29 protein-coding genes are annotated in these 26,955 nt (G+C 37.4%); 20 read left to right on the top strand and 9 right to left on the bottom strand.

Features of this window, described 5'->3' with window-relative positions; all coding sequences use genetic code 11:
* Nucleotides 1-30: 30 nt before the first annotated feature.
* On the bottom strand, nt 31-1,719 hold the full coding sequence (locus ACP8HH_RS04545) for a methyl-accepting chemotaxis protein (protein WP_438316450.1): 1,689 nt from the start codon (nt 1,717-1,719) through the stop codon (nt 31-33).
* Between the two features lie 306 nt (nt 1,720-2,025).
* Between ACP8HH_RS04545 and ACP8HH_RS04550 the strand changes: the two genes are divergently transcribed.
* Nucleotides 2,026-2,217, top strand: a complete 192-nt coding sequence (locus tag ACP8HH_RS04550) for a hypothetical protein (RefSeq protein WP_438316452.1) — start codon at nt 2,026-2,028, stop codon at nt 2,215-2,217.
* 135 nt (nt 2,218-2,352) lie between these two features.
* On the opposite strand, the gene ACP8HH_RS04555 is transcribed toward ACP8HH_RS04550, so the two are convergent.
* Entirely contained in the window at nt 2,353-2,508 is a 156-nt protein-coding gene (locus ACP8HH_RS04555) for a DUF1540 domain-containing protein (RefSeq protein ID WP_438316455.1), read from the bottom strand.
* Between the two features lie 167 nt (nt 2,509-2,675).
* Between ACP8HH_RS04555 and ACP8HH_RS04560 the strand changes: the two genes are divergently transcribed.
* Nucleotides 2,676-4,271: a sensor domain-containing diguanylate cyclase gene (locus ACP8HH_RS04560; RefSeq protein ID WP_438316458.1), complete on the top strand. Its 1,596-nt coding sequence runs from the start codon at nt 2,676-2,678 to the stop codon at nt 4,269-4,271.
* Nucleotides 4,272-4,465: 194 nt separating this feature from the next.
* Here ACP8HH_RS04560 and ACP8HH_RS04565 read toward each other — a convergent pair whose 3' ends face one another.
* The gene (locus tag ACP8HH_RS04565; RefSeq protein ID WP_438316460.1) at nt 4,466-5,044 is read right to left on the bottom strand and encodes a uracil-DNA glycosylase; all 579 of its coding nucleotides are present in this window, start codon (nt 5,042-5,044) and stop codon (nt 4,466-4,468) included.
* Between the two features lie 501 nt (nt 5,045-5,545).
* Here ACP8HH_RS04565 and ACP8HH_RS04570 point away from each other — a divergent pair.
* The 9 genes from ACP8HH_RS04570 to ACP8HH_RS04610 all read left to right on the top strand — a co-directional run bounded on the left by ACP8HH_RS04570 (nt 5,546) and on the right by ACP8HH_RS04610 (nt 13,359).
* Nucleotides 5,546-5,974, top strand: coding sequence for a cytochrome C (locus tag ACP8HH_RS04570; RefSeq protein WP_438316463.1), 429 nt, complete (start codon nt 5,546-5,548; stop codon nt 5,972-5,974).
* A gap of 31 nt (nt 5,975-6,005) precedes the next feature.
* The gene (gene nosZ, locus ACP8HH_RS04575; protein WP_438316466.1) at nt 6,006-7,868 is read left to right on the top strand and encodes a Sec-dependent nitrous-oxide reductase; all 1,863 of its coding nucleotides are present in this window, start codon (nt 6,006-6,008) and stop codon (nt 7,866-7,868) included.
* A gap of 64 nt (nt 7,869-7,932) precedes the next feature.
* Nucleotides 7,933-8,496: a hypothetical protein gene (locus tag ACP8HH_RS04580; RefSeq protein WP_438316469.1), complete on the top strand. Its 564-nt coding sequence runs from the start codon at nt 7,933-7,935 to the stop codon at nt 8,494-8,496.
* The gene (gene nosD / locus ACP8HH_RS04585; protein WP_438316472.1) at nt 8,493-9,797 is read left to right on the top strand and encodes a nitrous oxide reductase family maturation protein NosD; all 1,305 of its coding nucleotides are present in this window, start codon (nt 8,493-8,495) and stop codon (nt 9,795-9,797) included. Before ACP8HH_RS04580 ends, nosD begins: the two co-directional genes overlap by 4 nt.
* The gene (locus tag ACP8HH_RS04590) at nt 9,794-10,594 is read left to right on the top strand and encodes a copper ABC transporter permease (protein ID WP_438316475.1); all 801 of its coding nucleotides are present in this window, start codon (nt 9,794-9,796) and stop codon (nt 10,592-10,594) included. Before nosD ends, ACP8HH_RS04590 begins: the two co-directional genes overlap by 4 nt.
* Nucleotides 10,587-11,255: an ABC transporter ATP-binding protein gene (locus tag ACP8HH_RS04595; protein ID WP_438316478.1), complete on the top strand. Its 669-nt coding sequence runs from the start codon at nt 10,587-10,589 to the stop codon at nt 11,253-11,255. The genes ACP8HH_RS04590 and ACP8HH_RS04595 overlap by 8 nt, the downstream gene beginning before the upstream one ends.
* The gene (locus ACP8HH_RS04600) at nt 11,252-11,602 is read left to right on the top strand and encodes a FixH family protein (RefSeq protein WP_438316481.1); all 351 of its coding nucleotides are present in this window, start codon (nt 11,252-11,254) and stop codon (nt 11,600-11,602) included. The genes ACP8HH_RS04595 and ACP8HH_RS04600 overlap by 4 nt, the downstream gene beginning before the upstream one ends.
* Before the next feature lie 5 nt (nt 11,603-11,607).
* Nucleotides 11,608-12,273, top strand: a complete 666-nt coding sequence (locus ACP8HH_RS04605; RefSeq protein ID WP_438316484.1) for a hypothetical protein — start codon at nt 11,608-11,610, stop codon at nt 12,271-12,273.
* A 777-nt stretch (nt 12,274-13,050) separates the two neighbouring features.
* Nucleotides 13,051-13,359 (top strand): SDR family oxidoreductase, encoded by a 309-nt coding sequence (locus ACP8HH_RS04610; protein ID WP_438319034.1) that lies wholly within the window; start codon nt 13,051-13,053, stop codon nt 13,357-13,359.
* Here ACP8HH_RS04610 and ACP8HH_RS04615 read toward each other — a convergent pair.
* Together ACP8HH_RS04615 and ACP8HH_RS04620 are read right to left on the bottom strand one after the other, a co-directional pair.
* Nucleotides 13,354-14,247 (bottom strand): manganese catalase family protein, encoded by an 894-nt coding sequence (locus ACP8HH_RS04615; RefSeq protein ID WP_438316487.1) that lies wholly within the window; start codon nt 14,245-14,247, stop codon nt 13,354-13,356. The two genes, ACP8HH_RS04610 and ACP8HH_RS04615, sit on opposite strands and share 6 nt — an antisense overlap.
* A 27-nt stretch (nt 14,248-14,274) precedes the next feature.
* The gene (locus tag ACP8HH_RS04620) at nt 14,275-14,496 is read right to left on the bottom strand and encodes a YuzF family protein (protein WP_438316490.1); all 222 of its coding nucleotides are present in this window, start codon (nt 14,494-14,496) and stop codon (nt 14,275-14,277) included.
* Nucleotides 14,497-14,868: 372 nt separating this feature from the next.
* On the opposite strand from ACP8HH_RS04620, the gene ACP8HH_RS04625 reads away from it, so the two are divergent.
* The 4 genes from ACP8HH_RS04625 to ACP8HH_RS04640 all read left to right on the top strand — a co-directional run bounded on the left by ACP8HH_RS04625 (nt 14,869) and on the right by ACP8HH_RS04640 (nt 18,528).
* Nucleotides 14,869-15,330, top strand: coding sequence for a hypothetical protein (locus ACP8HH_RS04625; RefSeq protein WP_438316493.1), 462 nt, complete (start codon nt 14,869-14,871; stop codon nt 15,328-15,330).
* A gap of 68 nt (nt 15,331-15,398) precedes the next feature.
* The gene (gene fabG, locus ACP8HH_RS04630) at nt 15,399-16,181 is read left to right on the top strand and encodes a 3-oxoacyl-[acyl-carrier-protein] reductase (protein ID WP_438316496.1); all 783 of its coding nucleotides are present in this window, start codon (nt 15,399-15,401) and stop codon (nt 16,179-16,181) included.
* 58 nt (nt 16,182-16,239) lie between these two features.
* Nucleotides 16,240-17,331 (top strand): class III poly(R)-hydroxyalkanoic acid synthase subunit PhaC, encoded by a 1,092-nt coding sequence (phaC, locus tag ACP8HH_RS04635; protein WP_438316499.1) that lies wholly within the window; start codon nt 16,240-16,242, stop codon nt 17,329-17,331.
* A gap of 315 nt (nt 17,332-17,646) precedes the next feature.
* The gene (locus tag ACP8HH_RS04640) at nt 17,647-18,528 is read left to right on the top strand and encodes a DMT family transporter (RefSeq protein WP_438316501.1); all 882 of its coding nucleotides are present in this window, start codon (nt 17,647-17,649) and stop codon (nt 18,526-18,528) included.
* A gap of 166 nt (nt 18,529-18,694) precedes the next feature.
* Here ACP8HH_RS04640 and ACP8HH_RS04645 read toward each other — a convergent pair whose 3' ends face one another.
* Nucleotides 18,695-19,600 (bottom strand): TIGR01777 family oxidoreductase, encoded by a 906-nt coding sequence (locus tag ACP8HH_RS04645; RefSeq protein WP_438316504.1) that lies wholly within the window; start codon nt 19,598-19,600, stop codon nt 18,695-18,697.
* A gap of 121 nt (nt 19,601-19,721) precedes the next feature.
* On the opposite strand from ACP8HH_RS04645, the gene ACP8HH_RS04650 reads away from it, so the two are divergent.
* On the top strand, nt 19,722-19,901 hold the full coding sequence (locus ACP8HH_RS04650; protein WP_438316507.1) for a hypothetical protein: 180 nt from the start codon (nt 19,722-19,724) through the stop codon (nt 19,899-19,901).
* A 148-nt stretch (nt 19,902-20,049) separates the two neighbouring features.
* Here the strand turns inward: ACP8HH_RS04650 and ACP8HH_RS04655 are convergent, their stop codons facing one another.
* The 3 genes from ACP8HH_RS04655 to ACP8HH_RS04665 form a co-directional block, all read right to left on the bottom strand.
* Complete coding sequence (locus ACP8HH_RS04655) at nt 20,050-20,520, bottom strand: YbaK/EbsC family protein (protein ID WP_438316510.1); 471 nt, start codon at nt 20,518-20,520, stop codon at nt 20,050-20,052.
* Nucleotides 20,521-20,901: 381 nt separating this feature from the next.
* Complete coding sequence (locus ACP8HH_RS04660; RefSeq protein ID WP_438316513.1) at nt 20,902-22,119, bottom strand: tyrosine-type recombinase/integrase; 1,218 nt, start codon at nt 22,117-22,119, stop codon at nt 20,902-20,904.
* Nucleotides 22,120-22,125: 6 nt separating this feature from the next.
* A complete protein-coding gene (locus tag ACP8HH_RS04665; protein WP_438316516.1) occupies nt 22,126-23,091 on the bottom strand; it encodes a helix-turn-helix domain-containing protein in 966 nt (321 codons plus the stop codon).
* A gap of 175 nt (nt 23,092-23,266) precedes the next feature.
* On the opposite strand from ACP8HH_RS04665, the gene ACP8HH_RS04670 reads away from it, so the two are divergent.
* From ACP8HH_RS04670 to ACP8HH_RS04685, 4 genes are all read left to right on the top strand, one after another.
* Complete coding sequence (locus ACP8HH_RS04670; RefSeq protein WP_438316519.1) at nt 23,267-23,470, top strand: excisionase family DNA-binding protein; 204 nt, start codon at nt 23,267-23,269, stop codon at nt 23,468-23,470.
* Nucleotides 23,467-23,592: a hypothetical protein gene (locus tag ACP8HH_RS04675; protein ID WP_438316522.1), complete on the top strand. Its 126-nt coding sequence runs from the start codon at nt 23,467-23,469 to the stop codon at nt 23,590-23,592. Before ACP8HH_RS04670 ends, ACP8HH_RS04675 begins: the two co-directional genes overlap by 4 nt.
* Before the next feature lie 20 nt (nt 23,593-23,612).
* Complete coding sequence (locus ACP8HH_RS04680; protein ID WP_438316525.1) at nt 23,613-24,176, top strand: hypothetical protein; 564 nt, start codon at nt 23,613-23,615, stop codon at nt 24,174-24,176.
* A 203-nt stretch (nt 24,177-24,379) separates the two neighbouring features.
* Nucleotides 24,380-26,938: a DUF927 domain-containing protein gene (locus ACP8HH_RS04685; protein WP_438316528.1), complete on the top strand. Its 2,559-nt coding sequence runs from the start codon at nt 24,380-24,382 to the stop codon at nt 26,936-26,938.
* The last annotated feature ends 17 nt before the right edge of the window (nt 26,939-26,955 follow it).

Genomic DNA, 26,955 nt, shown 5'->3' on the forward strand with positions numbered 1-26,955 from the left:
CGATTGCATATGCAATCGGCTTTATGTTTATTAAATTACAAATCTAGCCATATCATTTTGAAGTGATTCTGCTAGTTTATCTAGGGTTTGTGCACTTCCCAATATCTCCGTATTTGTAGCAAGCTGCTCCTGTGTTGCTGCACTTGACGCTTGGGCTTCGATAGTGGCTTCTATTGCTAGTTTTTCAATTGTTATTGATTCAATAGAAACTTTGTCTGTCATTGTTCGAATTTCTTCTATAGCTATAGATACAGTGGCAATTTTTTCACGCATATCGCTTGTTGCAAATTCGATGCGATTAAATACATGATCTGTTTTTTCTGTTACTTTAAGTCCTTCTTCAACTTGTTTGGTACCGTTTTCTGTATTCGAAACTGCTTTATTTACATCTAGAACCATCGTATCCATCATCTGACCAATTTCTTCGGCAGATATCTTAGATTGTTCGGCAAGAATACGCACTTCTTTTGCAACAACAGCAAAACCTTTACCATGTTCGCCGGCTCTTGCGGCTTCTATGGCCGCATTCAATGCCAATAAGTTTGTTTGTTCAGCAATCGCTGTGATAAGTGATGTTGCATTTTGAATTTGGGCGGAATGTATTGCCATATCTTGAATCGTATTAGAAGAATCTCTCATGGTCATAAGAATCGTATCCATTTGATTTGTGGAATCTTGCATGAGTATGCCGCCATCTTTAACAAGCCGAGCGACTTCTTCTGAAGAGGTAAGCATTATTTTATTCTCCATAGTAATTTGGTTGATGCGTGATACCATTTGCCCCATAGAAAGCGTGGAATCTTTTGCGGTAGTCGTTTGTAATTCACTGGAAACCAAGTTTCGTTCTGTAATGTCGGCTATGAGTGCAGATGTTTTTAGGCTATCTCCAGAGCTAGCCGATAAATCTTCCGCATATACTGCAAGTTGAATAGCAGATTGTCTTGCATTTGTGATGATTTCCCTAAGATCTTCTACCATTTCATTTAATGCATCTGCCATTTCCCCAAGTTCATCTTTATTATGTACGTTTATTTTTTCCAATGAAAGATTTCCGGTAGCTATTTGTTTTAGAGCCACAGTCATTGTGCCAACGGGTATAGCAATGCTTTGACTAATAATGCGTGCGATAACTATCGTTACTACAATTGCCACCGCAATTAATAAAATAATAAATGTTTGTATCCATTTCAATAAAAACTGTAATTCATTCTCAGTCTGCTTCTGCTGTAGTTCCTGATATTCAATTAACTTTCCGATTCTGTCATTAATAACAGATTCGAAACGTTCCCCCTCGATTGCAATCTTTGCCGCAGTAACCGAATCACCATTATTGACATCTCTAATTACAATTTCACTTAGTCCTTGATAGCTAATTGAAGCCTCTTTTAACTGCAGGAATAGCTCACGGGCAGCTGGAGTTTGTATTCGTTTATCTAGATTTTTTAATTTCGATTTATAGGACTTAAGTATTTCTTCACGATGTGTTAAATATGTTTCATCTTCGTAGATAATAAAACCATGAAGATTTTTAGCATCTTCATTTTGAGTTGATAATAATTGCTCCAGTAGCATTACCATGCTTACTCGCTCATCGATTAAATAACGATATTCGCTATTTAATTTCGTTAATGCCCATAATCCACATACACCTACAGTAATTAAGATGAACAAAATGGATGAAAAGCCTAACCACAACTTTTTCCGAACGCTAAATCGCATGTCTCAATAACCTCCTGTGTCGTGTAGTCATTAGTAATTATAGGACATAGGAGAATAGTTCGGTGTTAAGGTATTGTAAAGATTAGAATTGGGAAACTGTGGGCTTTTGAAATCATTTTCTCTTTAATGTACTGAATAGATTCTAAAATAAAATCGCTGGGTGAAAGTGAAGTCCAAAGATAAGTACATATAAACAGATGTGTTCTCCCCAATTACTCCGTGAATCTATATTTACCAATGAATTGTGCATGAATTATTGTTTTTCAGCCATATTGAGTAGGTATGCTACTTTGAGGAGGGATAATAGTGCAGGAGAATCGAAAAATAAAGGCCCAATTGAACAAAATGAAAACAGAAGTATCCTCAGACTTTATAGACCCTTTTGAACTAGATGCAACTAGTAAATTAGCTGTTCGTTCATATGCGGGACCTAAAGAGTACAGGAAAGCGTTGATGGAAAAATCACGGGAATTATCACGGAAAAATAAAGAAGAGTGACGTTGTTTTTAAACAATAGTACTCTTTAAATTAAAGAGGGTTGAAATGGATTTGTACTCCATATCAACCGTCTTTTGGTTCAATTGGCTCGCACCAAATACGTATTTGGTGCTAGCCAATTGAGTTGTTGTAGTTTTAAGCCTCAGGAACAAATGTTTTACAATCTGTTTCATCACTGTGGGATGCGTGATTGCCTTTCTGACTGACTACATAAATGACATCTGCATGACAATTGTTTCCCTCGCCCCAATACTTACAGTTGTGAACTTCACAAAGAATTCTTTGACCCATATGACCACACCTCCTCTAGATTTATCATTCCCAAGTCAAATTAGGTTATACTTAGCTGGAATTTAATTCGTTCTAATTATTAAATAAGTATGCTTTTAGAAACATTTAAATGGTATAATAGTAGGTACTAGTACGTGTAAAAAAACAAAGGGGTCTTTTACATAATTATGAAACTTTCACTAAAACATTTAATTCTTCTAGTCGCATTACTGTCCGTGGCATTAACACTTATTAGTAGTATTACCTCAGGATATCGAGTAAATCAGGAGACACTTGTTGAAAATACATTAGAAACAAATCGAGTATATGCCCAAAAGCTTGCAGCTGTAACAGATAACTATTTAAAAACCACACTTCAAACATTAGAATACAGATCAAAAGACATAGCTGGGTATATGAGTCGAAGTGATTCTGAAGAGTTATTGCTTCAAGAAGCAGAACGATTAATCAATGAAACAAATACATTTAACTCAGTAGTGATATCATCAGCAACTGGAAAGGTACTTGCGTCCTCTCCCGATAGTTTAGATCTTATGGGTAAGCAAATAACATCTCCTGGAGGACTACAGGCACTTGAAGGGAAAAAGCCGTTAATTACCAAGCCTTTTACATCAATAACAAATCGATTCGTTATTTTTATTTCACAACCTATTTTTGATGATAAAGGTCAGTACCTTGGTTATGTGGGTGGCTCGATTTATTTACTTGAAAAAAACATCTTAAATGAATTGCTAGGTGTACACTTCTATCAAGATGGTTCGTATGTATATGTGGTCAATGAAGATGGAAGACTTCTTTATCACCCCGATAAGAATCGAATTGGTGAAATTGTTTCAGAAAATCCTGTAATAAATGAAGTCATGAACGGGAAAAGCGGCGATAAAAGACTTACTAATTCAAAGGGTATGGATATGTTGGCAGGCTATGCCTATATGCCGAATACAAAGTGGGGAGTAGTGTCACAAAGGCCAACGGAAATGGCTTTACTTCCAGCAACAGCAATGAGAAATGAAATGATTATTAACACACTGCCGTTTTTACTGCTCTCTTTTATTATCATTTTTTACATCTCAAATAAAATTGCGAAGCCTTTAGAAAAATTAGGACAGTATGCAGAGTCGAGTATGATGAAAAATAAAAAAGAAGAAATTGTGGATGTAAATGCTTGGTATTATGAAGCCATTCAATTGGAAAAAGCACTTGTGAAAAGCTTGTCTTATCTGGAAGACAAAGTGAATTACTTTATTCACGAATCTACAATTGATCCTTTGACTGGACTGGTAAATAGACGTTCGATGGATGAACAAACAAAAAAATGGCTTGATAAAAAAGTGCCGTTTTCAATCATCTTGTTTGATATCGACCGCTTTAAACGTGTAAACGATACATATGGACATTCTGTAGGGGACGAAGTATTAAAATTTGTGGCCAAAGAAATGTGTGCGGTATCGAGAAGTGCCGATGTGTGTTGCCGTTACGGGGGTGAGGAATTCATCATGCTTTTGCCTCAAACGACAATATTGCAAGCTTTCGATATAGCAGAACGGTTACGAAAGAAGTTTGAAACTACCATAAGCCCATGCGGAGATATGATTACAATTTCCTCTGGAGTTGCAAGTTATCCAGAATGTGCAGAACATATTATGACATTAATCGGAGTTGCGGATAAGTGTCTATATGAAGCGAAAAATTCGGGCCGAAATAAAAGCATCATGGCCGAATATGGCGAAGTATCTAAAGTAGTAATACAATCGTTAGAATGAAATTGATAAACTAATATGTAGGATGCAAGAACAGTTGAAAAAATAAGGAACGAAAACAGGGTTGATTTGGGAACGTTTCCTGCTCACGATTGATTGTTTCTTAAATGGGAAAAGACGTTTGAACACCCAACTCGTATTCAACCATTTCTTTTATATATCCCTTTCCTCTTTTAGAATGACTTTGGCAATGCCTGTTAGCGGGATATTTGGTTTAATCGATCTGCAACTAACGCCAAATCAGAAGTAAACAAAGAATATAAATTGGGGCGGCGTCTTACAGCTAAAGGATGGTAGGCGACTGTAGTTGGATACCCGCGTACATCATGCCAGTTGCCTCTCAAACCTTTCACGTCGACTTCCAGGTCTTGGAAGAATGATTGAACTGCAACATTCCCCAAGCAGAGTATGAGTGAGGGTCTATGATTTTGTAACTGCATTTCCAAATGCCGGATGCAGATTTTTCGTGTGAGTTCTTTTTCGTAAGCACGAACCGGTTTTCTTTTCAAAATATACGTAATAAATAAGGATACTTTTTTTAAACCTACTTCATTGGCAGCTTTTTGCAATGTCTGCCGTGTCCCACAAATGGTTGGATTTCCTTCGCGGTCCTCACGCGCGCCGGGATTATCAAGAATAATCAATATTGGTGCTGCAGGATTACCCTCACCCCAAACCATACGTGTTCCATGTTTATACAGCCCGCAGTCCTGGCAATCTTTCTGGTTAATTGGGGTCGGTTCTTCGGGCCATCGTTCAGGACAAAAATTGGACATATGAATGTATCTCCTCGCATTTTTGATATATTTAGTATGCAACCTAAATTCATTAATATGCAAAGTAACAGTAAAAAACTTACCTTCAAAACTTGGAAATGAGTTATTACTGTTAAAGAGAGTATGACATTTACTCAGATCGTATGGAAGGAATGGATAAACTATGTAATTCAAAGGTGCTTTTTACTTTGTTCCCCAGCAGTACAAGTTCACTATTTGAATAGGAATTCATAAACAGACTTGATTCTACTTCTATGTAGAGTTGGGTCTGTTTTATATTTACATACTATTAATCATAAATTGTTTTGAAAAAAACCCTAACCTTTTGTAGTGTCAAAATACTTTGGGAAATGTTTAACATTACAATTGTTACAGAATTGCAACGCCAATTCTGTAAAGTTTGTGACAAGTGATTATTCTACCATACTAAATTTCCAAGATGTGTTAAAGTGGCATTATAAATACATGTTTAAATTGACAATAAAAAGGAGGATAAAAGAAATGAAATCAAATGGTTTAATTTTTATTTTAGCATTTGTTTTGGCGTTTGCAGGGGGCTACTTTTTTTTCACGAACGATAAGACGAACGACACACAGATTAAGGAGTCTTCAGAAAGTCCAACCGAAGCTGGGAAAGAAAGCAAGGATGAAAAAGAGCAAACATCTGTACCAGCGGAATATGAGATTTTGAATACTAAAAGCTGTTTATCATGTCACGCTGTCAGCTCGCTTGGATTAGAAGGCGGAAATACCGGCCCAGATCTTTCGAATGCATATAGTGATATTGAAGGCAAGCACGGCATTGATTTAAATAGTTTTTTACAAAAACCGACATCTGCAGTTATGTCTTCCGTAATTGAAGGCAGCCCGCTGTCAGCCGATGAAAGAGAAGAAATATTAGAAGTATTGAAGAAAGCTTCTGAAAAATAAAAAGAAGAGGTGAACCAAATTGAATAAGAACATGAAACGAATCATGTCGGCAGTCCTAGGAGTTGTCGTCGGTTTATTGGTAGCAGTTGTATTTTTTGCAGACTTAAATAAAAGTGATCAAAATGCCGCGGGGGAGAATAAATCCAAAGCGGAGAAAGTATTCGTTCCTTATGGCGAACTCGATGAATATTATATGATGGCTTCTGGCGGGCACTCAGGACAATTATTTGTTTATGGCGTCCCATCAATGCGAAAGATTCGAACGGTTCCAGTTTTCACGCCAGATCCGGCAACAGGTTACGGTTTCTCGCAAAAATCAAAAGAAATGCTTGGTGGATACACATGGGGAGATTTCCATCACCCGGCAATTTCCGAAACAGCTGGTGATTATGACGGTGAGTTTCTATTCGCCAATGATGTTGGAAATAACCGAGTGGCAGCAGTCGATTTAAGTACATTCCACACGGTAGATATTATGTCTCTACCGAATATGGGGGGACCTCACGCAGGTGTTTTTGTTACAGAAAACACGGAGTATATTGCTTTGCCGACTAGATTTGCTCGACCACTCGGCGATCAATATGCAAATCTTGATAGCTATGAGGAAGAGTATAAAGGCGTTGTCTCTATGACGACATTTGATAAAGAAACAAAAAAGTTTGACCTTGCTTATCAGATCGTTCTACCGCCGTGGTCATATGATATATCTGATGCGGGTAAGAAAATGTCGGGTGATTGGATTGTAATGACGACTTATAACACAGAATTTGCAACGACAAATCTTGAAATTAACGCTTCCCAAAATGATCGTGATTATATTGTGCTATTAAATTGGAAGAAGTTAGAAGCAGAAGTTGCAGCCGGCAATTATGACGAAGTAAACGGCGCAAAAATGATTGACCCCAGGAAACATAAAGGCGCGATTTACGCAATCCCTGTCGCAAAATCTCCGCATGGTGTAGATGTGACACCTGACGGCACACGCTTTATTGCGGCGGGGAAACTTGCGCCAATGATGACAGTGTTTTCATTTGAAAATGCGTTTAAAGCAATTGAAGAGGAAGACTTTACTGATGAAAAGCACGGAATTCCTGTTATCAAATATGAAAGCGTAATGGAACGAGAAGTGGATCCTCCAGGCGCGCTTGGACCTCTTCATACGCAGTTCGATGATAAAGGAAATGCTTACAATACAATGTTTATATCATCTGAAATTGTAAAATGGAATGTTGAGACTGGTGAAGTACTTGATCGCACACCATCATATTTCTCACCAGGACATGCATCAGCGGCTGAAGGGGATACAGTTTCACCTGATGGGAAGTGGCTTGTTGCTCTGAACAAGATTGCGAAAGACAACTTCTTGTCAGTTGGACCATCACACCCGGAATCCATGGATCTAATCGATATTTCTGGTGAAAAGATGGAGCATATTATGGCTGTTCCAGTAGATCCGGAGCCTCACTATGCGCAAATTATCCACCGTGACAAAATCAAGCCGATTAAAATCTATCCAAAAGATGTAGATAGAGAGAATTCAGTTTGGAAACAAGAAGATACACGCATTGAACGTAAAGGCAATGAAGTGCATATTTACGGTATTGCCATGCGGTCAAGATTTATCTTCGATGCAAAAGCAGACCGTCCAGATGCGGTAACAGTTAAAGAAGGGGATCGAGTATTCTTCCACTTAACAAATATTGACCTTGACCAAGACATTACACATGGTTTCGGTATAAATGACTATGATTTAAACTACGAAGTCCAGCCTGGAGAAACAAGTACATTAGAATTTGTTGCAGATAAACCGGGTGTTTTCCCGATTTACTGTACAAACTTCTGTTCAGCATTGCACCAAGAAATGAGCGGATATTTACTTGTAGAACCAAAATAGCAAACAAAAAAGTGAAGGGTGCTAGCTTGGCCCTTTACTTTTTAAATAATAGGAGTGAATTTCGATGAAGAAAAAACTTTCTATTGCTTCCGTTACTAGTCTCCTAGTCGCGGCAGTTATTACCGGTCTTACTCTTTTTGTTCCGTGGTGGGGTATGAAGTTTTATGCGCCACAATACCCAGAAGGACTAGACATTATCGTTTATCCGACAACCCTTGCTGGTGATCTGGATATTGTTAATGCCTTGAATCATTATATTGGAATGGCGTTGTTTAGTAATGAATCGTTTCCAGAACTAAAATATATGCCGTATATCGTTTTAGGGTTTGCAATACTGCTGCTAATTGTCGCACTTATACGTAAGAAGTCATTTCTTTATGGATTAATTTCGCTTTTCATACTCGGAGGAATTGTAGGACTTCTGGATATGTATAGATGGTTGAAAAAGTTTGGAACGGAATTAGATCCAATGGCACCCATAGAATTGGAGCCTTTCATTCCTCCCATTATTGGCGAAAATATCATTGCAAATTTTACAACGATAAGTTATTTCACATATGGCGGATATATGTTGCTAATCGTCTTATTGCTCATGATTTATCCACTCTGGAAGGATCGATCAAAATGAAGAAAATAACATTTCTTCTACTTATAATTAGTTGTTTTCATCTCTCTATTCCCGTGACAGCAGCTGAAAGCAAGTCTTTACAACAGTTGATTGACGATGCGCCGGCTAATGGAACTCTCGAACTTGAAGCTAAAACATACCCCGGCAATCTTGTCATTAACAAGCCGATTACGATAATAGGCAAGAATGGCACCCACATTCAGGGGGATGGAACAGGAAATGTCATTGAAATAAGAAGTGATGGGATCACACTCGATACCCTTGAAATTGCGGGAAGTGGAATGAGCCGAAACACGTCCGAAGAGTATTCGGGAGTACGCGTGATGGGGAATGAAGCAGTTCTCAAAAACTTAAACATTACTGAAAGTTATCACGGGGTTTATTTGAATAAATCAAGGAATACGGTGATAAAGAATATCAAAGTTATCGGGCATGGCGCCGAAGAACTTGGGAATCAGGGAAATGGCATTCATATTATGCGTTCGAATGAAAACTATATCGATAATAGCCATATCGAAAAAACACGCGACGGGATATACGTAGAGTACTCAAACGACAACCGAATTGACAATAATACGATGACAGAAACAAGATATGGATTGCATTATATGTATTCGAATAACAACTCTTTCACGGGAAATCATTTTGTGAAAAATGTTGGCGGTGCGGCAATTATGCACTCAGATCATATTCTACTTGAAAATAACAAGTTCTCCTTCAACCAAGGTTCTCGATCCTTTGGGCTGATTGTTCAAACGAGCCGTGATGTTCATGTGCTGAATAATGAGTTCCACCTAAACCAACGTGGGCTTTATTTGGAACAATCAACGAGTAATCGCATTGAAGGAAATGACTTTTTCCATAATCAAATCGGGATAGAACTGTGGACCTCTTCAACTTCGCATGTATTTCTAAATAATAACTTCAATAAAAACAGACTTCATGCAATTACCGTTGGTGGGGAGTCGAATAATGAATGGTTTGAAAATGGGGTAGGAAATTACTGGAATGTGCCTGTGCTCGATTTGAATCAAGACGGCGTCGGTGATGGACCGTTGGAATATACATCTTCCCTTAGTAAGTTAATTGAAAGCAATGAACTCGCGTATATGTTTTTATCTAGTCCCGCGATTTCGATTTATGAAAAGGCAAATGATTTACTGACGCATCAAAAAGTGATGGCATTAGACAAGTATCCTTTGCTTTCTGAAAAAAAGAAATCAGGATATATGTGGATTATATTTATAGCGGTACTTGCTGCCTCGACCATAATCTATTATAAAAGGAGAGGATTGCGATGATGTATATTTGGAAAGAATTCCTTGAACAGACAAGGGGTAAAGGGTTATGGCTCGGACTTGGAATGTTAATGCTTACATCGCTATTCTTAATTGCTGAGGCGCGCGCATTTCCTGCAGATTTGGGTTTTGAAGCGATGCTGTTGTCCTTGTTCGATATGAATATGTATTTGCTTCCTTTATTTGCAATGTTTTTAGCGTCATTTTCAATTTTTCAAGAGAAAGAATTAAAAACTTCAATGATTTTATTGACGAAAAAAGAATCGACAATGAGTTTTGTTTTTAAAAAATCTGTTGCGATACAGCTTGTGCTTTTAACGGCTTTCGTCTCTTCTTATTTTGTTCTCGCCCTTTTTATGAAAGTGTTTCTCGTCTTCCACATAACGAGTTTTTTACACTTTATTCTCGTTATTATTATTTTCCTACTTATATTCAACCAAATTGGTGTATTTTTGGGTGTTGCTTGTAATACGAAAATGCAATTGGTTGGCGCGAATATTTTGACTTGGTTTTTCGTTGTCTTTCTGTTTGACCTTATGTTTTTGTACTTTTTACCTGCTGTCACGTTTGAAAATTTGCGTTTCTTTTCATGGACATACTTCCTAGATCCCATTCATACGTTACGGTTTTATTTGGAATCAAGCCTTGGACTGTACGCTCTTTCACATATGTCACGCTTAATGGAGAAATTCGTGTTCATGGATATAAGAGTTTTCCTGCTTATTAACGCGGTCTTATGGCCCGCACTATTTTTCGGACTATCAACTTTATTTCGAAATGGGGGTACAATAGATGATTGAAATCAAAAATTTATCGCATGCTTATTTTAAAAAACGGATACTTGATGATGTGAATTTGCATATTGAAAAAAATGAGCGGTGCGCGCTTGTTGGGCGAAACGGTGCTGGGAAATCTACGATGATTCATACAATGCTGGGTCTTTTGCCATTGCAAAAAGGGTCTATTACAATGGGAGGGATTTCGAATACGAGGCAAGGGTGGAAAGAAATCGTATCCTACTTGCCAGAGAAGTTTCATTTGTATCCACATTTAACAGGTGAGGAAAATATGCGTTTCTTTGCGTCTCTAGCATCAAAAAAAGTAGATATGGAAAGCATTAATGAGAAATTAAAATTGGTTTCTCTAGAGAATGCGAAAGATGACCAAATTACCACGTATTCAAAAGGCATGTTACAGCGACTTGGGTTAGCACTGATGTTGTACTATGATTCTCCTATTATTATTCTCGATGAGCCGACGAGTGGACTGGATCCTGTTGGACGGGAAGAAATATTAGAAATTATTAAGTCATTAACGGAAAAAACGATCATTATGGCATCGCATCATTTAAATGAAATTGAGGAAGTCTGCACACATGTCGCATTTTTAGAAAAAGGAAAGATTACAAAATACTCGATGGCGGAGTTTCTGTCGGTCGATTTAAAGGAGAGACAAGCATGAAAAAATTAATATTCGTAGTCATGTTCATGTTGCTCGTTATTTCAGGTTGTGACTCTAATAAAATGGTTGTTTCGCTTGAAAAAGCGCCTGAATATACGGGGGGTGTTATTTCAGAATTTGTCGTCAAAATAAAGGAAGCCGATAATGCTGTCACGGGATTAGACGTTATTGCCACGCTTGAAATGGCAAAAATGGACCACGGTGTGATTGAAGTGGTAATGGTAGATACCGGAGACGGTTCATACGCGGGTGACGTAGAATTACCAATGGCCGGTGAGTGGATTGCAGATGTAAAGGTGAATAATAAGAGCGAAAATATACTGACATTTGATGTAAAAGAGAGATGATTCCTATGAAAAAAAGAAAATATACTTTGTTTGTACCGACCTTTCTAATACTGCTGTTACTGACTGGATGTAATGGTCAGAAGGAGACGAAGGTAGTAGAAGTTTTACAAGAAGACACCGGAGTTGTGACAATTGAAGGGCATAACTTCACGCAAACAGATATGGATTTCTATACACTTATGCAAAAAGTAAAACATGAATTAAACCGAGCAAAGAATGCTGAAAGTCTTAAAGGGGCGGCACTTGAAGATAGCAATTCATATTGGGAATCACAAAATCACCAATATGAAAATATAAATGCTCAACTCCAAAATCTGATTGAAATCTATTCAATGTCATTGCTTGCTAAAGAAAAGCATTTTTCCGTGCCCGATGATAAATTGGAACAAGAAATTACAAGCCTTTATACCAAAATTAAAGATCATACCGTGATTCAAGAAATGATAAATGAGTACGGAGAAGAAAATTATAAGCTGAATATTAGACAATACGTGACAGAGAAAATGCTAAGTGACCGTGTTGTGAGTGAACTTGAAAAGACTGTTCGAAGCGAAAATCCGGATGCGAGCGAGCAGGAAATTAAATATGAAGTGATTACCGCCTACGACGAACTAGTTATGGATCATATTTCAGGGCTCGAAATAGGTATTCATTTAACATCATCTAAGTGAATAACGCGGTACTTTGGCTTTTGGGCTGAATATTCTAAAGTAAACTAGGCTTTCACTAGTAATGGAATATTTAGTTTCAAAGGCTTTATTATGTGCTTTAAAGGAGGATGGAAGACTTTTTTATCATCCCGATAAGACTAGAATCAGTAAAATTTTTCCGAAAAACCTTGTAATAAGTGAAATCATGAGTTGGAAAAGCGGTGATAGAAGACTTTATAATTCAAGTAAGAAGTGAAGAGTAGATGCCGTAATAAGTCTATTATGGCTGACTTTACTGAGGCACATAAAGAATTGTTAAAATCGTAAACGTGTCGCTAGAATAGAGATACAAATTGAAAGATAACAAAAAAATCTGATGAAGCAGTTAAAATAAATGGTTGAAAACGATTAGGATTTCATCTAATTGTTTTCAACCATTTTCATATCCAGTAGTTAAATATATTCAAATTGTTTTGATTAGAATTCCGTTCATTAGATTGAATATGAACGATAAATAATTTCTTTACCTCCGAATGCGATTCATTACTAATCTCGACCAAAAACTAGATGGTGTTTTAAGAGTACTTGAAACGTTAAGTAATCGAACAGTAAATAGTGAACAATAGAATAAAGAAAGATTTACTAAATCTAATGAAATTTCGAACAAATAGATGGATTGGAAGTGTATAGATTAATGACGATTAATTTAATAGAAGCAACAGTAGAAATTAAAAACAAAAAACCACTAGCTGGAAAAGTTGAGTTGTAACAGGTGGCTCACGTGGAATAGGTGCCACTATTGCTAAAGCATTAGCTGAAAATGGTGCAAGTGTCGCAATTAATTATCAAACAAGAATTGATGATGCAAACGCAATAGTTAAGGAAATCGAAGAAAAGGGCGGTATTTCTGTCGCAATAAAATCCGACGTATCTAACCCTGATGATGTGAAAATTTTTATGAATGAAGTAAAAAAGACGTTTGGCAAGATTGATATTCTTGTAAAGCTGATTAATAGCTTTTATCAAAAACTTAGTCTGTTATTCGTATTCAACCCAAATGGTTACATCCTAAAATCAATGAATTATTTTCGCTATTCTCGTTTATAAATTAGCTAGTAACCGTTTGGCAATTTGCTGATACTCATCTGGACCGATGCCAGGTGAAAACTCTTCAGGGAGGTCGTCTAGATCGGGTATGTCGTAACCTTTAGGCATGCCCTCCTTAACAATTAAATTCTCACCACTACTTGGATTCGTACCTTTCCAAATCTGGCGTATGTCTTTGTATTCTCCCGTATCATTCCAGGTAAATAACACATTACCAAACCCTTGATCTTCATATTTTCTAGCAGTATCAAAAACGCGATTATCTAAGTTCGGTATTGGAAGCATCTTTGTTAAATCAGTACCAGTCGCCATTTCAATCGCTTTTGCATAAGCAAGTATATGTGTACCCCCTCGAACGAGCAAATAACCAATCATTTCTCTCGCTGTTGGGTGATCGGTCATTTCATAAACTCGCATTTTATGGGTTCTTGCTCCACATTCAAGGAAAAAGTTGTGTAATAGGTCAAGTACTAAATTCCCGCTAGAAAAAACGTAATCTCCGCGCCATGGATTGCCCATGGAATCCCCTGGCATTGAAGTTTGAGCAGTTGCGATGAAGGCATACGTATTCCTTTTGTTTATAGCATCTTGTAGAGGTGTTAGGTTAGGGTCTGCGGTGAAAGACGATCCTTTATTCACAAGATTAATTGTGTTCGAAACGAGCTCTACATGCCCAAATTCTTCAGCAGTAATGCTAGCTACTAAATCATAAAACGGTTTAAATTTACCTTTTTGCCTAAAGTTAAAGGATTGATACATATAGTTATTTAGTGTTGACATCTCTCCAAATTTACCGCCTAAAAGTTCCTGAACAGCTGCAGCTGCATTCGCATCCCCGTATTCAGGAATGGGTAAATCAATCGGTAATTTATTCACCCGTTTGATCAATTAATTCATTCCTTTCATATAAAAGATTCATGCTAGTGTTATCCATACGATTTCTTGTATCCTAACATAAAATGGTGTGTTACTAACCTCGATTACAACATGGTCGGGACTGACTGAATTTAGTAAGCCTTGTAAAGGATTTTTTGTCGTATTTATTACTACATTCATATTTCTGAAACTAAGCAGTCTTTGATATAAATATGGATCGATTATACTTACCACTTCAATTTCAGATTGCTGTCCACTCATTCAATTTCCACCTTTCATCTGAATTAGTATAATGTATGGGTGAATATGGTGGAGTATGATTATTTTCATTAATATGTGATAAGTTAGTCACGCTTATGACAAATCAATTGTGTCCCTATTGCAATTTAGGATTAGTAAAAAGCTCATTAAAAATGACAATTGTTTCTTTCAAAAACTTATAGAAAACCATACGCAGCATAAATAATATAAAAAACTAAAAAATACGCGAATAAGTAAGGGCCACCATTCATACATTAGTAAAGTCGGTAAGAAAAGGACCACGCTTAGCTTCTGTTGTGCAATGAATCCTAAACTTGCACATTATAGAATTACACGTGGAATGTTGTTGGATAGTTCACTGGAGACAAAGAGTTGGCTGAACAGAATATGATTAGGGAGATGAGTTATTTGTCACAATCAAAACCATTGGATCCATTCAAAATGTGGAAAGATATGTATGATCAAACTGAGTCAAATTGGAATGAGGCGATTCAAGAATCTTTAAAGAAGGAATCATTCTCTGAAGGTATGGGAGAGACCTTAAATTTTTATCTACAATTTAAGGAACTTGCAAAGAAGACAACAGAGACATATTTACAGGAAGTAAATATACCAACACGCGATGACCTAGCGAAGGTTGCATCACTTGTTATTAATTTAGAAGAAAAAGTGGATGATTTAAATGATAAATTTGAGGATGAACTGAGTAAAGTTGATTCTTCTAAAGAAATCAATCAGTTAAAAACAGTCGTAACTAATCTTGAACAAAAATTAGATGGTATTTTAGGTGTGCTTGAAACGCTAAGTAATCGAACAGTAAATAGTGAACAATAAAATATAGAAAAACGAACTAAATCTAATAAAGTTACGACCCAATAGATGGATTGGAAGTGTATAGTTCAATGGCAATTAATTTAATTGAAGTAGAAGAAATAAGTGAAAATAAAAAACCACTAGCTGGAAAAGTTGCAGTTGTAACAGGTGGCTCACGTGGAATAGGCGCAACTATTGCTAAAGCATTAGCTGAAAATGGTGCAAGTGTCGCAATTAATTATCAAACAAGAATTGATGATGCAAACGCAATAGTTAAGGAAATCGAAGAAAAGGGCGGTATTTCTGTCGCAATAAAATCCGACGTATCTAACCCAAAGGATGTAAAGAGTTTTATGGAAGAAGTAAAAAAGACGTTTGGCAAGATTGATATTCTCGTAAATAATGCTGGAATTACAAGAGATCGCACGTTTCGAAACCTTACCAATGAGGACTGGAATGAAGTGATTGATGTAAATCTAAACAGCGTTTTCTATACAACTAAAGAAGTTATTAACCATATGTTGGAACAAAAAAGTGGGCGAATTATTAATATTAGCTCAATTATTGGACAGTCGGGAGGATTTGGTCAATCCAATTATGCGGCTTCAAAAGCGGGCTTGGTTGGTTTAACGAAATCACTTGCATTAGAAACAGCCAAAAATGGAATTACAGTAAATGCAATTTGTCCTGGATTCATTGAAACAGAAATGGTTAAAGAAATGCCTGAAAATGTAAAAGAGAGCATCATTTCAAAAATTCCGATGCGGCGTTTAGGGCAAACAGAAGAAATTGCAGAAGCAGTATTATTCCTAACAACAGCAGAGTATATTACAGGCCAATCGATTAATATAAATGGTGGCTTACACATGTAATTGGTAAATGGGGCTTCCGACAAGGGAGCCCTTTATAAATGTTCGTAGGGGGAATAAAATGAGTTATTCAAAAGTGATGGATCCTGAGAAATGGATGGAAACAATGCCGTACGAAATGAAGACAGGTTTCGAGCGTATTAAACGGGTGACGGATGTCTTAACAAATGAACCGGATCCAAAAGTTGGTCAAACACCTAAAGAAATCATTTGGACCAAAAATAAAGCAAAACTATATCGCTATCAAACATCAATGAAAAAAACAAATGCTGTCCCAATTCTAATGATTTATGCACTTATCAACAAACCGTATATATTGGATTTAACTCCAGGCAATAGCCTAATCGAGTATCTAACAAATCAGGGGCACGATGTGTATTTGCTAGACTGGGGTACGGCGGGTTATGAAGATCGAAATATGAAGTTGGATAATTATATTTTAGATTATATCCCGCGTGCAGTTAAAAAGGTATTGCAAACGTCCGATGCAGAGGAAATAAGTTTGCTAGGTTATTGCATGGGTGGTACTATGACTTCAATATTTACCGCACTCCATCCGGAATTACCCATTCGGAATTTAGTACTTTTGACGAGCCCTATTGATTTTTCAGATGCGGGCTTATATACGAATTGGTTAGACAAACGATACTTTAATTTGGATAAATTAGTCGATACGCTTGGTCTGATTCCACACGATATGATTGATTTTGGCAATAAACTTTTAAACCCAATCGCAAACTTCTATGGACCTTATGTAAGTTTAGCTGATCGTGCAGATAACGAAGAATTCGTTAAAAGCTGGAAGTTGATGCAAAAATGGTTGAACGACGGCACCCCGTTTCCAGGGGAAGCCTATAGGCAGTGGATAGGCGAGTTTTATCAAGAGAATAAATTAATCAAAGATGAACTGTATATAAGGGGACGAAAAGTAGAACTTAGTAAAATAACTGCAAATCTATTAAATATTGCAGGAAAGCATGATGTCATCGCTTCTCCCAAACAAGTCGAACCACTTAACGCTAAAGTATCAAGTAAAGATAAAACATTTCACTTATTGAATACAGGTCATGTTTCGGTTGTTGTAGGAAAAAGGGCAATTCAAACCACATTTCCTTTGATTGATAAATGGTTAACTAATCATTCAAAGGACTGAAATAAAGCCAGCAGTGCATGCAATTATTAATTGCGTGTAAAGCTGGCTTTTTCTTTTTCTTTTGTTACGTCATGAATGGATCTACTCACGACTATCAGGTCGTTTCTATTTACACCAATTCATTTCTGTAGTGGTATAGTTATATCATATTTTACTAATGAAAATCCTCTCCAGGAACAGAGGGGAAATTTAAGTAAGCTTGAAAGTGTTTAAGCAGTTAAAAGTAACGCTAATGCCAGATCTCTTTTCTACCAAAGCGTACATATGTATTACATTTTACGATACTCAACTAATCTGAATTGGGGGATACTGAATTTGAAACCATATAAAGCCGATTTATTGCTCGTTTTAGTTACATTCTGCTGGGGATCGTCTTACCTTTTTATGAAAATGGGGCTCGATTCGATTTCGGAGTTTAATTTAATCGCTCTTCGATTTGGATTGGCTTTTATTCTTGCGGGGGCTATCTTTTATCGACGATTGCTGAAAATGAACTTGCAAACCTTGAAATACTCTATGCTGCTTGGTTTTATTTTATTCGTTGTATTTACGGCCGTCACATTTGGTTTAAAAACAACTACAACTTCTAACACGGGTTTTTTAATCAGTTTAACGGTCATTTTCGTTCCGTTAATTAATACTGTTGTCTTTAAACAGAGATTGGAAGGAAAACTACTTGTTAGCATTCTACTAGCAATCGTCGGAATTGCATTTCTAACCCTTCAATATCCATTTAAAATAACATTTGGGGACCTACTATGCATATTCGCAGCATTCTTTTATGCCATACATATTATTGTGGCGGGTATTGCAACTAAAAAAGTAGATACACTAAGCCTTGGTATAACACAGCTGGGATTTGCTGGTCTTTTTGGATTGCTATTTTCCTTAATCTTTGAAACGCCTACATTTCCGAACTCTACAATCAGTTGGATTGCTATCTTAGTTCTTAGTATTTTATGCAGCGGTGTAGGTTTCATCCTACAGATTGTTGCCCAGAAATATACAACGCCTGTTCGAACGGGACTCATCTTCACGCTAGAACCCGTTTTTGCAGCAATACTAGGCGTTATATTTCTTCGAGAGATCATTTCAATAACGGGATATATAGGTGCTGCATTGCTGCTTTTAAGCATTATTTTGTCCACTGTTCAAATTAAGCGGACAGTACTAAGTTCGCGTACAACGATACCGTAGAAAATCAAAAAGGTGACATTTTGTAAATTCCTATTCATACGAAACTTCTCACCTTTGAGACACACCTAATTGGATGAAAATATTTATTTTTTGGCGAAATGAAATGACATCTAAACTTATTTTACCAAGTAAAATACATAAAAAGAGCATTTGAATCTGAATAGCGTCAGGTGCCGGACCTTTCTGCCTTCAGTATATGTTGAAGTGCTTTCTCGATTGTACCAAATGTAAAGTGAAATCCTTCACTCTCTAATCTCTCTGGAACAACCCACCGACTTTTTAAAATCAATTCCGTTTCGGTTCGCATAAAAACCGCACCCATTTCAAGAATCCATTTTGGTGATGAAAAGCCTATTTTTCGGCCCATTGTTTTTCGTAGTTGTGTCATGAATTCCAGGTTCGAGATGGGCTGAGGTGCTGAACAATTGAAAACGCCGCTTAGTTGTTTGTTTTCCTGAAGAAATCGAATGGATTGAAACACATCTTCAATATGAATCCAACTAAACATTTGGTTTCCTGATCCTTGTGTACCCCCAAGTCCGAAGCGAACAAGGTTTTTGTAGGGCTCCATAACACCTCCGTTTTGGCCGAGTACTATGGCCATTCTTAGAGCAACTAATCTTGTCTGTGGAAGCTGAAAAGCAAATAGGGAGTTTTCCCAGTCTTTTGCGACGTCAACAGAGAAACCAGTTCCAATTTCGCCACCTGCTTCCGTCATGGGCCGATCTTCAGCATGTCTGTAAATCGTAGCAGTACTCGAATTAATCCATAAAGAAGGCGGGTTTTTACAAGCTTGGATTGCATGTCCAAGTATGCTTGTTGTCTCTGTTCTGGATTGGATAATTTCTTTCTTATTCTTCTCATTGTATCGGCAATTGACGGATTTCCCAGCAAGATTAATGAGCATTTCAGCGTTTTCCAAAGCATTTATAATTCCCACAGAATTCGTCCAAGAAAGATGCTGTTTTTGTCTAGAAATAATAATTACATCATATCCAAGACTTGTAAATTTTTCTTCAAGGTAGTGTCCTATAAACCCCGTTCCACCTGCTATAACAATCTTCTTTTTCATATTGTCCACCCATTTCCATAAGTTCTTATTAATCAAGACGATGTCTTGCTGACTTATGTTGCAAATCGTAATTCTGGAGTATCTGAAAGAAGAAACTTAATTGCTGATCTCGGTTGATGATATGAAAATGGAACTGTCAGAAGGCGATATTGTGGAGATTGGGATTGATGAAAATGGATATGAAATCGTTCAATTAATAGAAAAGACTGAATTCAAACGAGACAAAGTAAATCAGTTACTTGGAAAATTGAAAAAGAATGTCGTCGAAAACCGAATCTTAGGAGGAAAATCACTTTTCTGATTTTAATGATATTAAAATATTCCAAGTCGAAAATATAGGGACTAATCGTAGAATAAACTTCTAAATTCGTTCCCCATCATCTTGTCCATGTTTCTTCATTGAATGTACTGTATTCGGTATTCAAGAAATCACGTCGGAAAAATTACTACTACTCCCAACCTTTACAAACATCCACCCACTCTTGGCTTCTAGCGTATTTATATAATTCATCACAAGTCATTTCAATTGCGCTATTACTACTGCCACATGCGGGGAAAACAGTTTCAAAACGTTTCAGCGAATCATCCAAGTAGACCTTTACATTTTCAGGAATGCCGAATGGACAAACACCACCAACGGCATGTCCAACTTGCTCTAACACTTCATCGGGAGACAGCATTTTTGCTTTCACACCAAATGTGGATTTGAATTTTGGATTATCGATTTTCGTGTCTCCTGCAGCTACTACTAAAATACAGTCGTCTCCTTTTTTAAAAGACAATGTTTTCGCAATGCGTGCGGGTTCGACATTCAAAGCTTCTGCCGCAAGTCCAACAGTAGCACTGGATGCTTCATATTCTTGTATCCTTTGCTCAATTCCAAACTTTGTAAAATAGTCTCTTACTAACTCAATTGCCATTTTCACACCTCTAATTTCAATTTATTTTCATGAAGTTCCTTGTTGGTTAATCCGAAAAGTTGATAAACAGTGTAGGTTCTCATTGGATTATTAATTGTTTCATAATAAGATACTTTTCACAACAAAAAACACCACCTCCGAAGAGATGGTATTTATGAGAAAACCGTGTTCCTACAGCGTTCTCAAGAGCCTAAGCTCTATGGTCCCAGAGGGGTTCGAACCCACGACCTCTACCTTGTCGATGTGGATAAGGTTACATAAATGTATATAACGAAATGATTGCAAAGCCTTTGGTATAGGCTTTATAGGTTCTTGTTTAGTTGTCATTACAACCAATTATAAACGTTTTGCGTCAAGTTTTGCGTCACATTTGCGTCAAATTTATTTAATCGCTTCGCCAGTTTTGAACAGACTTTCAAATGTATCCGCTGCAGCTTGGTCAGCAGAACGTAAAGCGTGACCATAAGTATCCATAGTAATTTTTATATTAGAATGTCCTAACCGTTCCGATATGATTTTTGCATGAACGCCCTGAGCGATTAATAACGTAGCCGAAGTATGTCGCCAATCATGCAATCGAATATAACGAAACTTTGATCTTTCTGCGAATCTTCGCCACCATCTGCCTGGAGTGTCGGGAGAGAAGTGAGTCCCGTCTTCATTACAGAATAACCATTCTCTTTCACGTTCAGTCCTCTTGTCACCCATCTTTAACTTTTCCTCTAACCAATGCACCCGGTAACGTTTTAACTCGTCCATAACAGATACAGGTAGTGACACAAGCCTTTCAGACGTTTCAGTCTTAGGGCTTTTTATTAATGGCCCATTACGTCCCTTAACTATCGTTTGGTTAATATCAATGCGACTGTTTTCGAAGTCAACGCTTGACCATTCGAGGCCTAACAATTCACCTCTTCTAAGTCCACCAGTGAGGGCTAGGACGACGAACACACGCCAGTGATATGGTTCATCCCCTATGGCTTTGAATAGGGCAGTGACTTCTTCGGGTTCGTATACGTTGACCACTCTTTTTGCTTCATTCTTATTTTTTGGCTTACTCAAACCATCCATGGGATCTGTTTTAATTATGCGTCTATTTTTGGCAAACTTGAAAATACTTTTCAAAGTTTTGAAAATGTCTTCTTTTGAAGAATTGGAAAGCGGCTTGTCTGTCCCATCTTTTCTAGTCAAATTTAATAATAAAGAATCCAACATCATGGGGCGTATTCCATCCATGGATAGATGGCCGATAACCGGAATTATGTGATTATCTAACCTGGACAAATGAGCAATATAAGTTGTTTCGGATAATTCATTTTCAGCAAACTTTTCTTTCCACTCTTCGGCAAAAGCCGTGAACGTCATTTTTTCGGGTGTGATATATTCCCCAGATAATACTTCCTCTTTAAACTTCAAATACTCATGTTTAAGATGGTCTTCCAGTTGCTTGGGGGTCATCTTTTTTGTGACGACATACGTCTTGAATTTGCGTCCGTAATCGTTAGTGGAAGCCTTGCCGGTGCTTACAGTGAATTGGTAGGTCTTTTCACTTCGTTTTCGTATTCCTTTCATATCATTACGTTTACGAGGTTCTTTCATTGTGGATCACTCCTCATTATTTTCTTCATTTCCTACATTGAAAATAATTCCAGCGATGCTTAAAAGTTGTTGGCGTTGGTAGGCGGTTAATGCTTTCTTATTGAAGTAAATATTTTCATTCATAGTTAGTAGGTTTTCAAGATATAGAAAACGTTGTTTCGCTTCTTCTTGGGATATTTCCTTTTCAACTTTTTCATAAGGTTTATCGCCTTTGGCCCATTCCCATCTAGGGTATTCAAAAGAGACATTTAATTTTTGCTCGCGTCTGCCACCTATACCTTCGAACATTTTTTCAACGCGAGAAAGTACAATCCCAGCCTGGTTATTTAACCACAGGGAAAGGTCATCGACTCCTAAGGCAAGGCCCAGCACTTTCCCCCACTTTTTTAAGAACGGAGAATCCATCTGTAAATTATTTTCATTTTCTATATATTCATCAACTCCCACTTCGTACAAGCACTCTGCTACTTCCTTTGGGGTCATATTTCTATAAACCCTCAACAAAGCTAAATAATCGCTAGGACCGGCATAAAATCTGAAGTTTGATAACAAGTATTCATTTATTTCCTCTTCGCTATCCTCGCTATTGATGAGGAAATCTAATCGCTCGAGGTTGTTCGCATTGGGTGCATCCTTATTCTTTTCAGTTTCCCGGAATCGAAATAAAAAATCTTTTTTGTCTTCATTTGGTATTTCTTTAATCATAGTGAAAATGAAAGTGGGTTCTAAATAATCTGGTGTTGTATTGACTGTCATGTGGCCGGCAGTCCGTAATAGTGAAAAATAATCGTAATTTAACGCAATTGCTATTTTACTAAGCACATCAGGTGAAGGGGCGGGACGTGTTCCATTCTCGACTTGGGATAAATAAGAATGAGAAACACCAGACTTTTCACTTAATAATCTGATGGACATTTTAGCGTCAGTTCTTATTTTTCTTTGTAATTTTCCGTAATCACTTATTTCTTTCAAATATAACTCCCCCTTTTTCATTATCTTTCACCTATCTTCTCACTTTTAATCACAAAAGTATACAAGTAAATAAAAATGGTTGCAATCTAAATCGAATGAGTGTATGCTATTGTTAATCACATAAGTAATCAATGTGTAATCAAAAGTGATTAAAAATAAGAGGGAGGAAACAATAATGGCAATCGCAAGAGAAATAGAGGGCGTAGAAAGACAGACCATGACTATCAAGGAGTGTTCAGAATTCATAGGTGTGTCCGGAACCACTTTATACACTATGTGCAGACTCAACGAAATCAGCCACGTACGTGTAAGAGGAAAGATTTTGTTTTACAAACCAACCATAATCGAATGGTTAAAGAACGGTGGGACAAACGAATGAGCCGATTGAATATTTTCTTCTTCGGTAGTAAAGAAATTCACCCGTCAGATGCAGCATGGTTTTATGGGATTTATGCGGCATGGACAATCGTTGTTTGTTTGGTTGTCCTGTCAGTCCGCTAATAGAAGGGGAGGGTTATTAAATGACATACGAAAAGATAGCTAAACATCAATCATTTGTAAGGTCGAAAAATACAGCCGTTGCATCGGAAACAGATATTTACAAAGCGAACCGCCGCAATAGACGCTTAATACAGCTTAACGGGTTGATTATGGAGCAGTTGATTATCTTGAACAACCAGACGATGAATGAAGTTCTTGAGGACTTTGCAGAAGTACCTGAAAGCGAAATGGAAAACGAAATCAAGGAGGAAATCAAAATGGGAAATAAAAAATTGGAAGATCTCACTCACAAAATGGATTGTCAAATGGGAGGTATCGGATGTAGTCTCGAAACTCTACAGAACATAAAAGTCACCTTGGACAACCTAAGGGTCGGCATGGATAACAGGAAGGATGATGAAATACAGGCTCGCTTTCGGGACGATCATCGGACTGTTCAAATGTTGCAGGACTTAATGCGTTATACGATGCGTGAGCTTGGGGAGTTTCATCAAAAAGCGTTTGAAATCCATCATGAAATGTTTGAAGAAATTATGGAATTGGACAATAAAAAACCATCGTCCGGCAAGACGAAGGTCGCATAATAAAGCATTCTATTTTAAGTATAAGTTAGTTTCTAAATTTCATGCAACGACAAGCGTTGTTTTTCCGGCAACGTTGGAAAAGGGGGAAAGTTTGCAAGTATACAACCCTACACAGGCCCTACGCATTTATACAGTGAAAAAGGTTGCTACTTGTGACCATTTCAATAATAGCCAAAATCAAAACGGAAAGGAGAATTAACCTTGTGACAAAACAATTATTAGATAGACCAATTATAAATGAAAAACCCGATTCGGTCAACTTAAATAACGAAGTTCAGAAGTACCTACCCGGTGCAAAAATCCTTTTAGTCAAAGGATATTCTTCCGGGAACACTGATTATACAAAAGCGAAAGCGCCCGTTTCAACAGGGTGGGGTCTGAATGCGAAGAATGGACATACAACATTCGAAACATACATTCCCCCAACAGAAAATGAAGTTAACAATCACATTAGAAACCGTGGTTGGATTGGTGCGGCTCTAGATCAAAATTATTGTGTAGTCGATATAGATGGTATTAAAGACAAAACGAAAAATGAAATAATGAACGGTCATGCAATTGGTAAAATGCTTTTTACTCTATTGAAAGAAGAAAGGTATAAGTTCCACCTTATACAAACGCCTAACGGCTTTCAGTTCATCTTTAAAAGTCCAAGCGATGTAACTATCAAAAATCGAGTTAAAGAGGTCACAGCGTTAGGTGTGCAACCAGATTATCGTACAGCTGGGGGAATGATAGTATTCCCGACAAGTACAACAGAAGCAAGATCTATTGTACATACAGCCGATGGGGAACTTGATGAAGTGCCTTACTTCTTACAAACGCTATATAAGCCTTCATTCAATAAAGAAGATGTTCCGAACTTTCCTATATTCCCATTTGAAGAAGGTGGACGCAATGACTCGATGAATAAATTTTTGTTCAGTATGCGAGCATTTGGCGGTGAAAATGTAACTCCTGTAATGGTGGAAAAAATAGGGCATCTTGTAAACACTTATTTTACGAACCCGCCCATGGACTCAAGCGAGGTAGACGCTACTATTCAATCAGTTTTGGGCGCAGGTCTAGAAGTAAGACAACCTTATGAAAAGTTTGAAATCCATTTAGACGATGGAACAGGTTCAGAAGTGGCTGAACAAGTAAAAGTACCTGTGCCGTACTTTCAAGAAAACGGTCTATTGAAGAAGATGGTCGAAAAAGGCAGCGGAGATAATAAAATAGAAGTTCCAATAATGATATGCCGTCAATTTCCAATCATTTCACAATCATTTTCAAACGTGGAAAAATCGCAGTTACACCATGAAATACAATGGGATAGTAACGGAAGGATATACCGCGAAACAGTGCCAGCGGGAGATGTTGCAACAAGGTCAAAAATACTTTTATTGGCTGATAAGTCATTGGCAGTAACAGATAACAACGCCAGAGAACTTATACAATATTTCGACAGATTTATATTGTTCAATGATTTGCCGGTAGGAAAACTGGTCGAACGTTTAGGGCATGTTAAAGGCGGTTTTGTACATCCTCTTATGAGCGATGGCATTAAGATATTACCACCAGACGTTGGCGACCAGCAGACCGTAGACGCATTCAAATCAGTTGGTACAGCCGATGAATGGATTAAAGAAGTGTTTGAGAGAATCAGAGTTTATCCAAAAGCCGTTCTGATGGTATTAGCTTCGTTCACATCTGTCATATTGAAAGATTTGAAGTTATCCCCTTTCATCATAGATATGAGCGGCCCGACCTCAAAGGGGAAGAGTACAGTGTCTAGGATTGCGGCTAGTGTTTGGGGTACTAATAAACTCGTGGGAGAGTGGAATATTACTAGGGTTGCTGCAGAACGAAAAGCAGCATTCCTTAATAGCTTTCCATTGATTCTTGATGATACGCAAAAAGCTGATCCCCGACACTTGAAAAGCTTCATATATAACTTTTCGGGTGGTCGTAGTAAAGGCCGGGGATCTCTTACAGGTACTCAAACTGAATATACATGGAACAATCTCATGATTTCGAATGGTGAAACATCGTTAGTCGATTTTGCGACAGAAGCGGGGGGAGCCGCTGCTCGTGTATTGCCCATAACCGGACTACCCTTCGATGATGCTGAATACACGTTCTTCAATGAAATCTATGAAGCTATGGAGGATAACCATGGAGCAATTGGGATTGAGTTTTTGGAACAGTGGAAAGAAAGGAAAGAACTTCTGATACCAAATTATAAAAACTTCAATGAGCATTTTCAGAAGAAATCCAATGGGAACGAAGTACTTTCTAGGATTGCCCGGCATTATTCGGCATTAATGTTCACAGCCGATTGTCTAAACAAAATGTTTAATATGGATGTAAATCTAAACGATTTGACAGACCTGTTTGATGAAATGGTTAGAGAAAATACAGCAATAGATAAACCGATGCAGATGTTGGAGTTAGTATTATCTGATTTAGATTCAGACAGATTAGCCATATACGGGGAGTATATTCCACGTGGGGGAGCTATCAAGGCGATCTATAGGGACAATACTATAATTTTATTACCTTCTTATTTGAAAGAATTTCTAAAAACTGAAAATCTAGCAATTAGAAAAGAATGGTTAAGGCGTGGAATTTCAGTTCCCCATATGAAGAGGGGAAAAGAAACCGATTCAGGACAATATAAACATTGTGGTGAGAACTATATGGGCGTAGCCATATATCCAAGTGTTGTTGAAGAATTAGGTTATGATTTTACAACTCAAAAAGAACGGTACGCATACTGAAAGAAATGAAGTGGTAG

Origin of the sequence: Sporosarcina sp. FA9 (genome assembly GCF_051550205.1) — a bacterium.
GTDB lineage: Bacteria > Bacillota > Bacilli > Bacillales_A > Planococcaceae > Sporosarcina.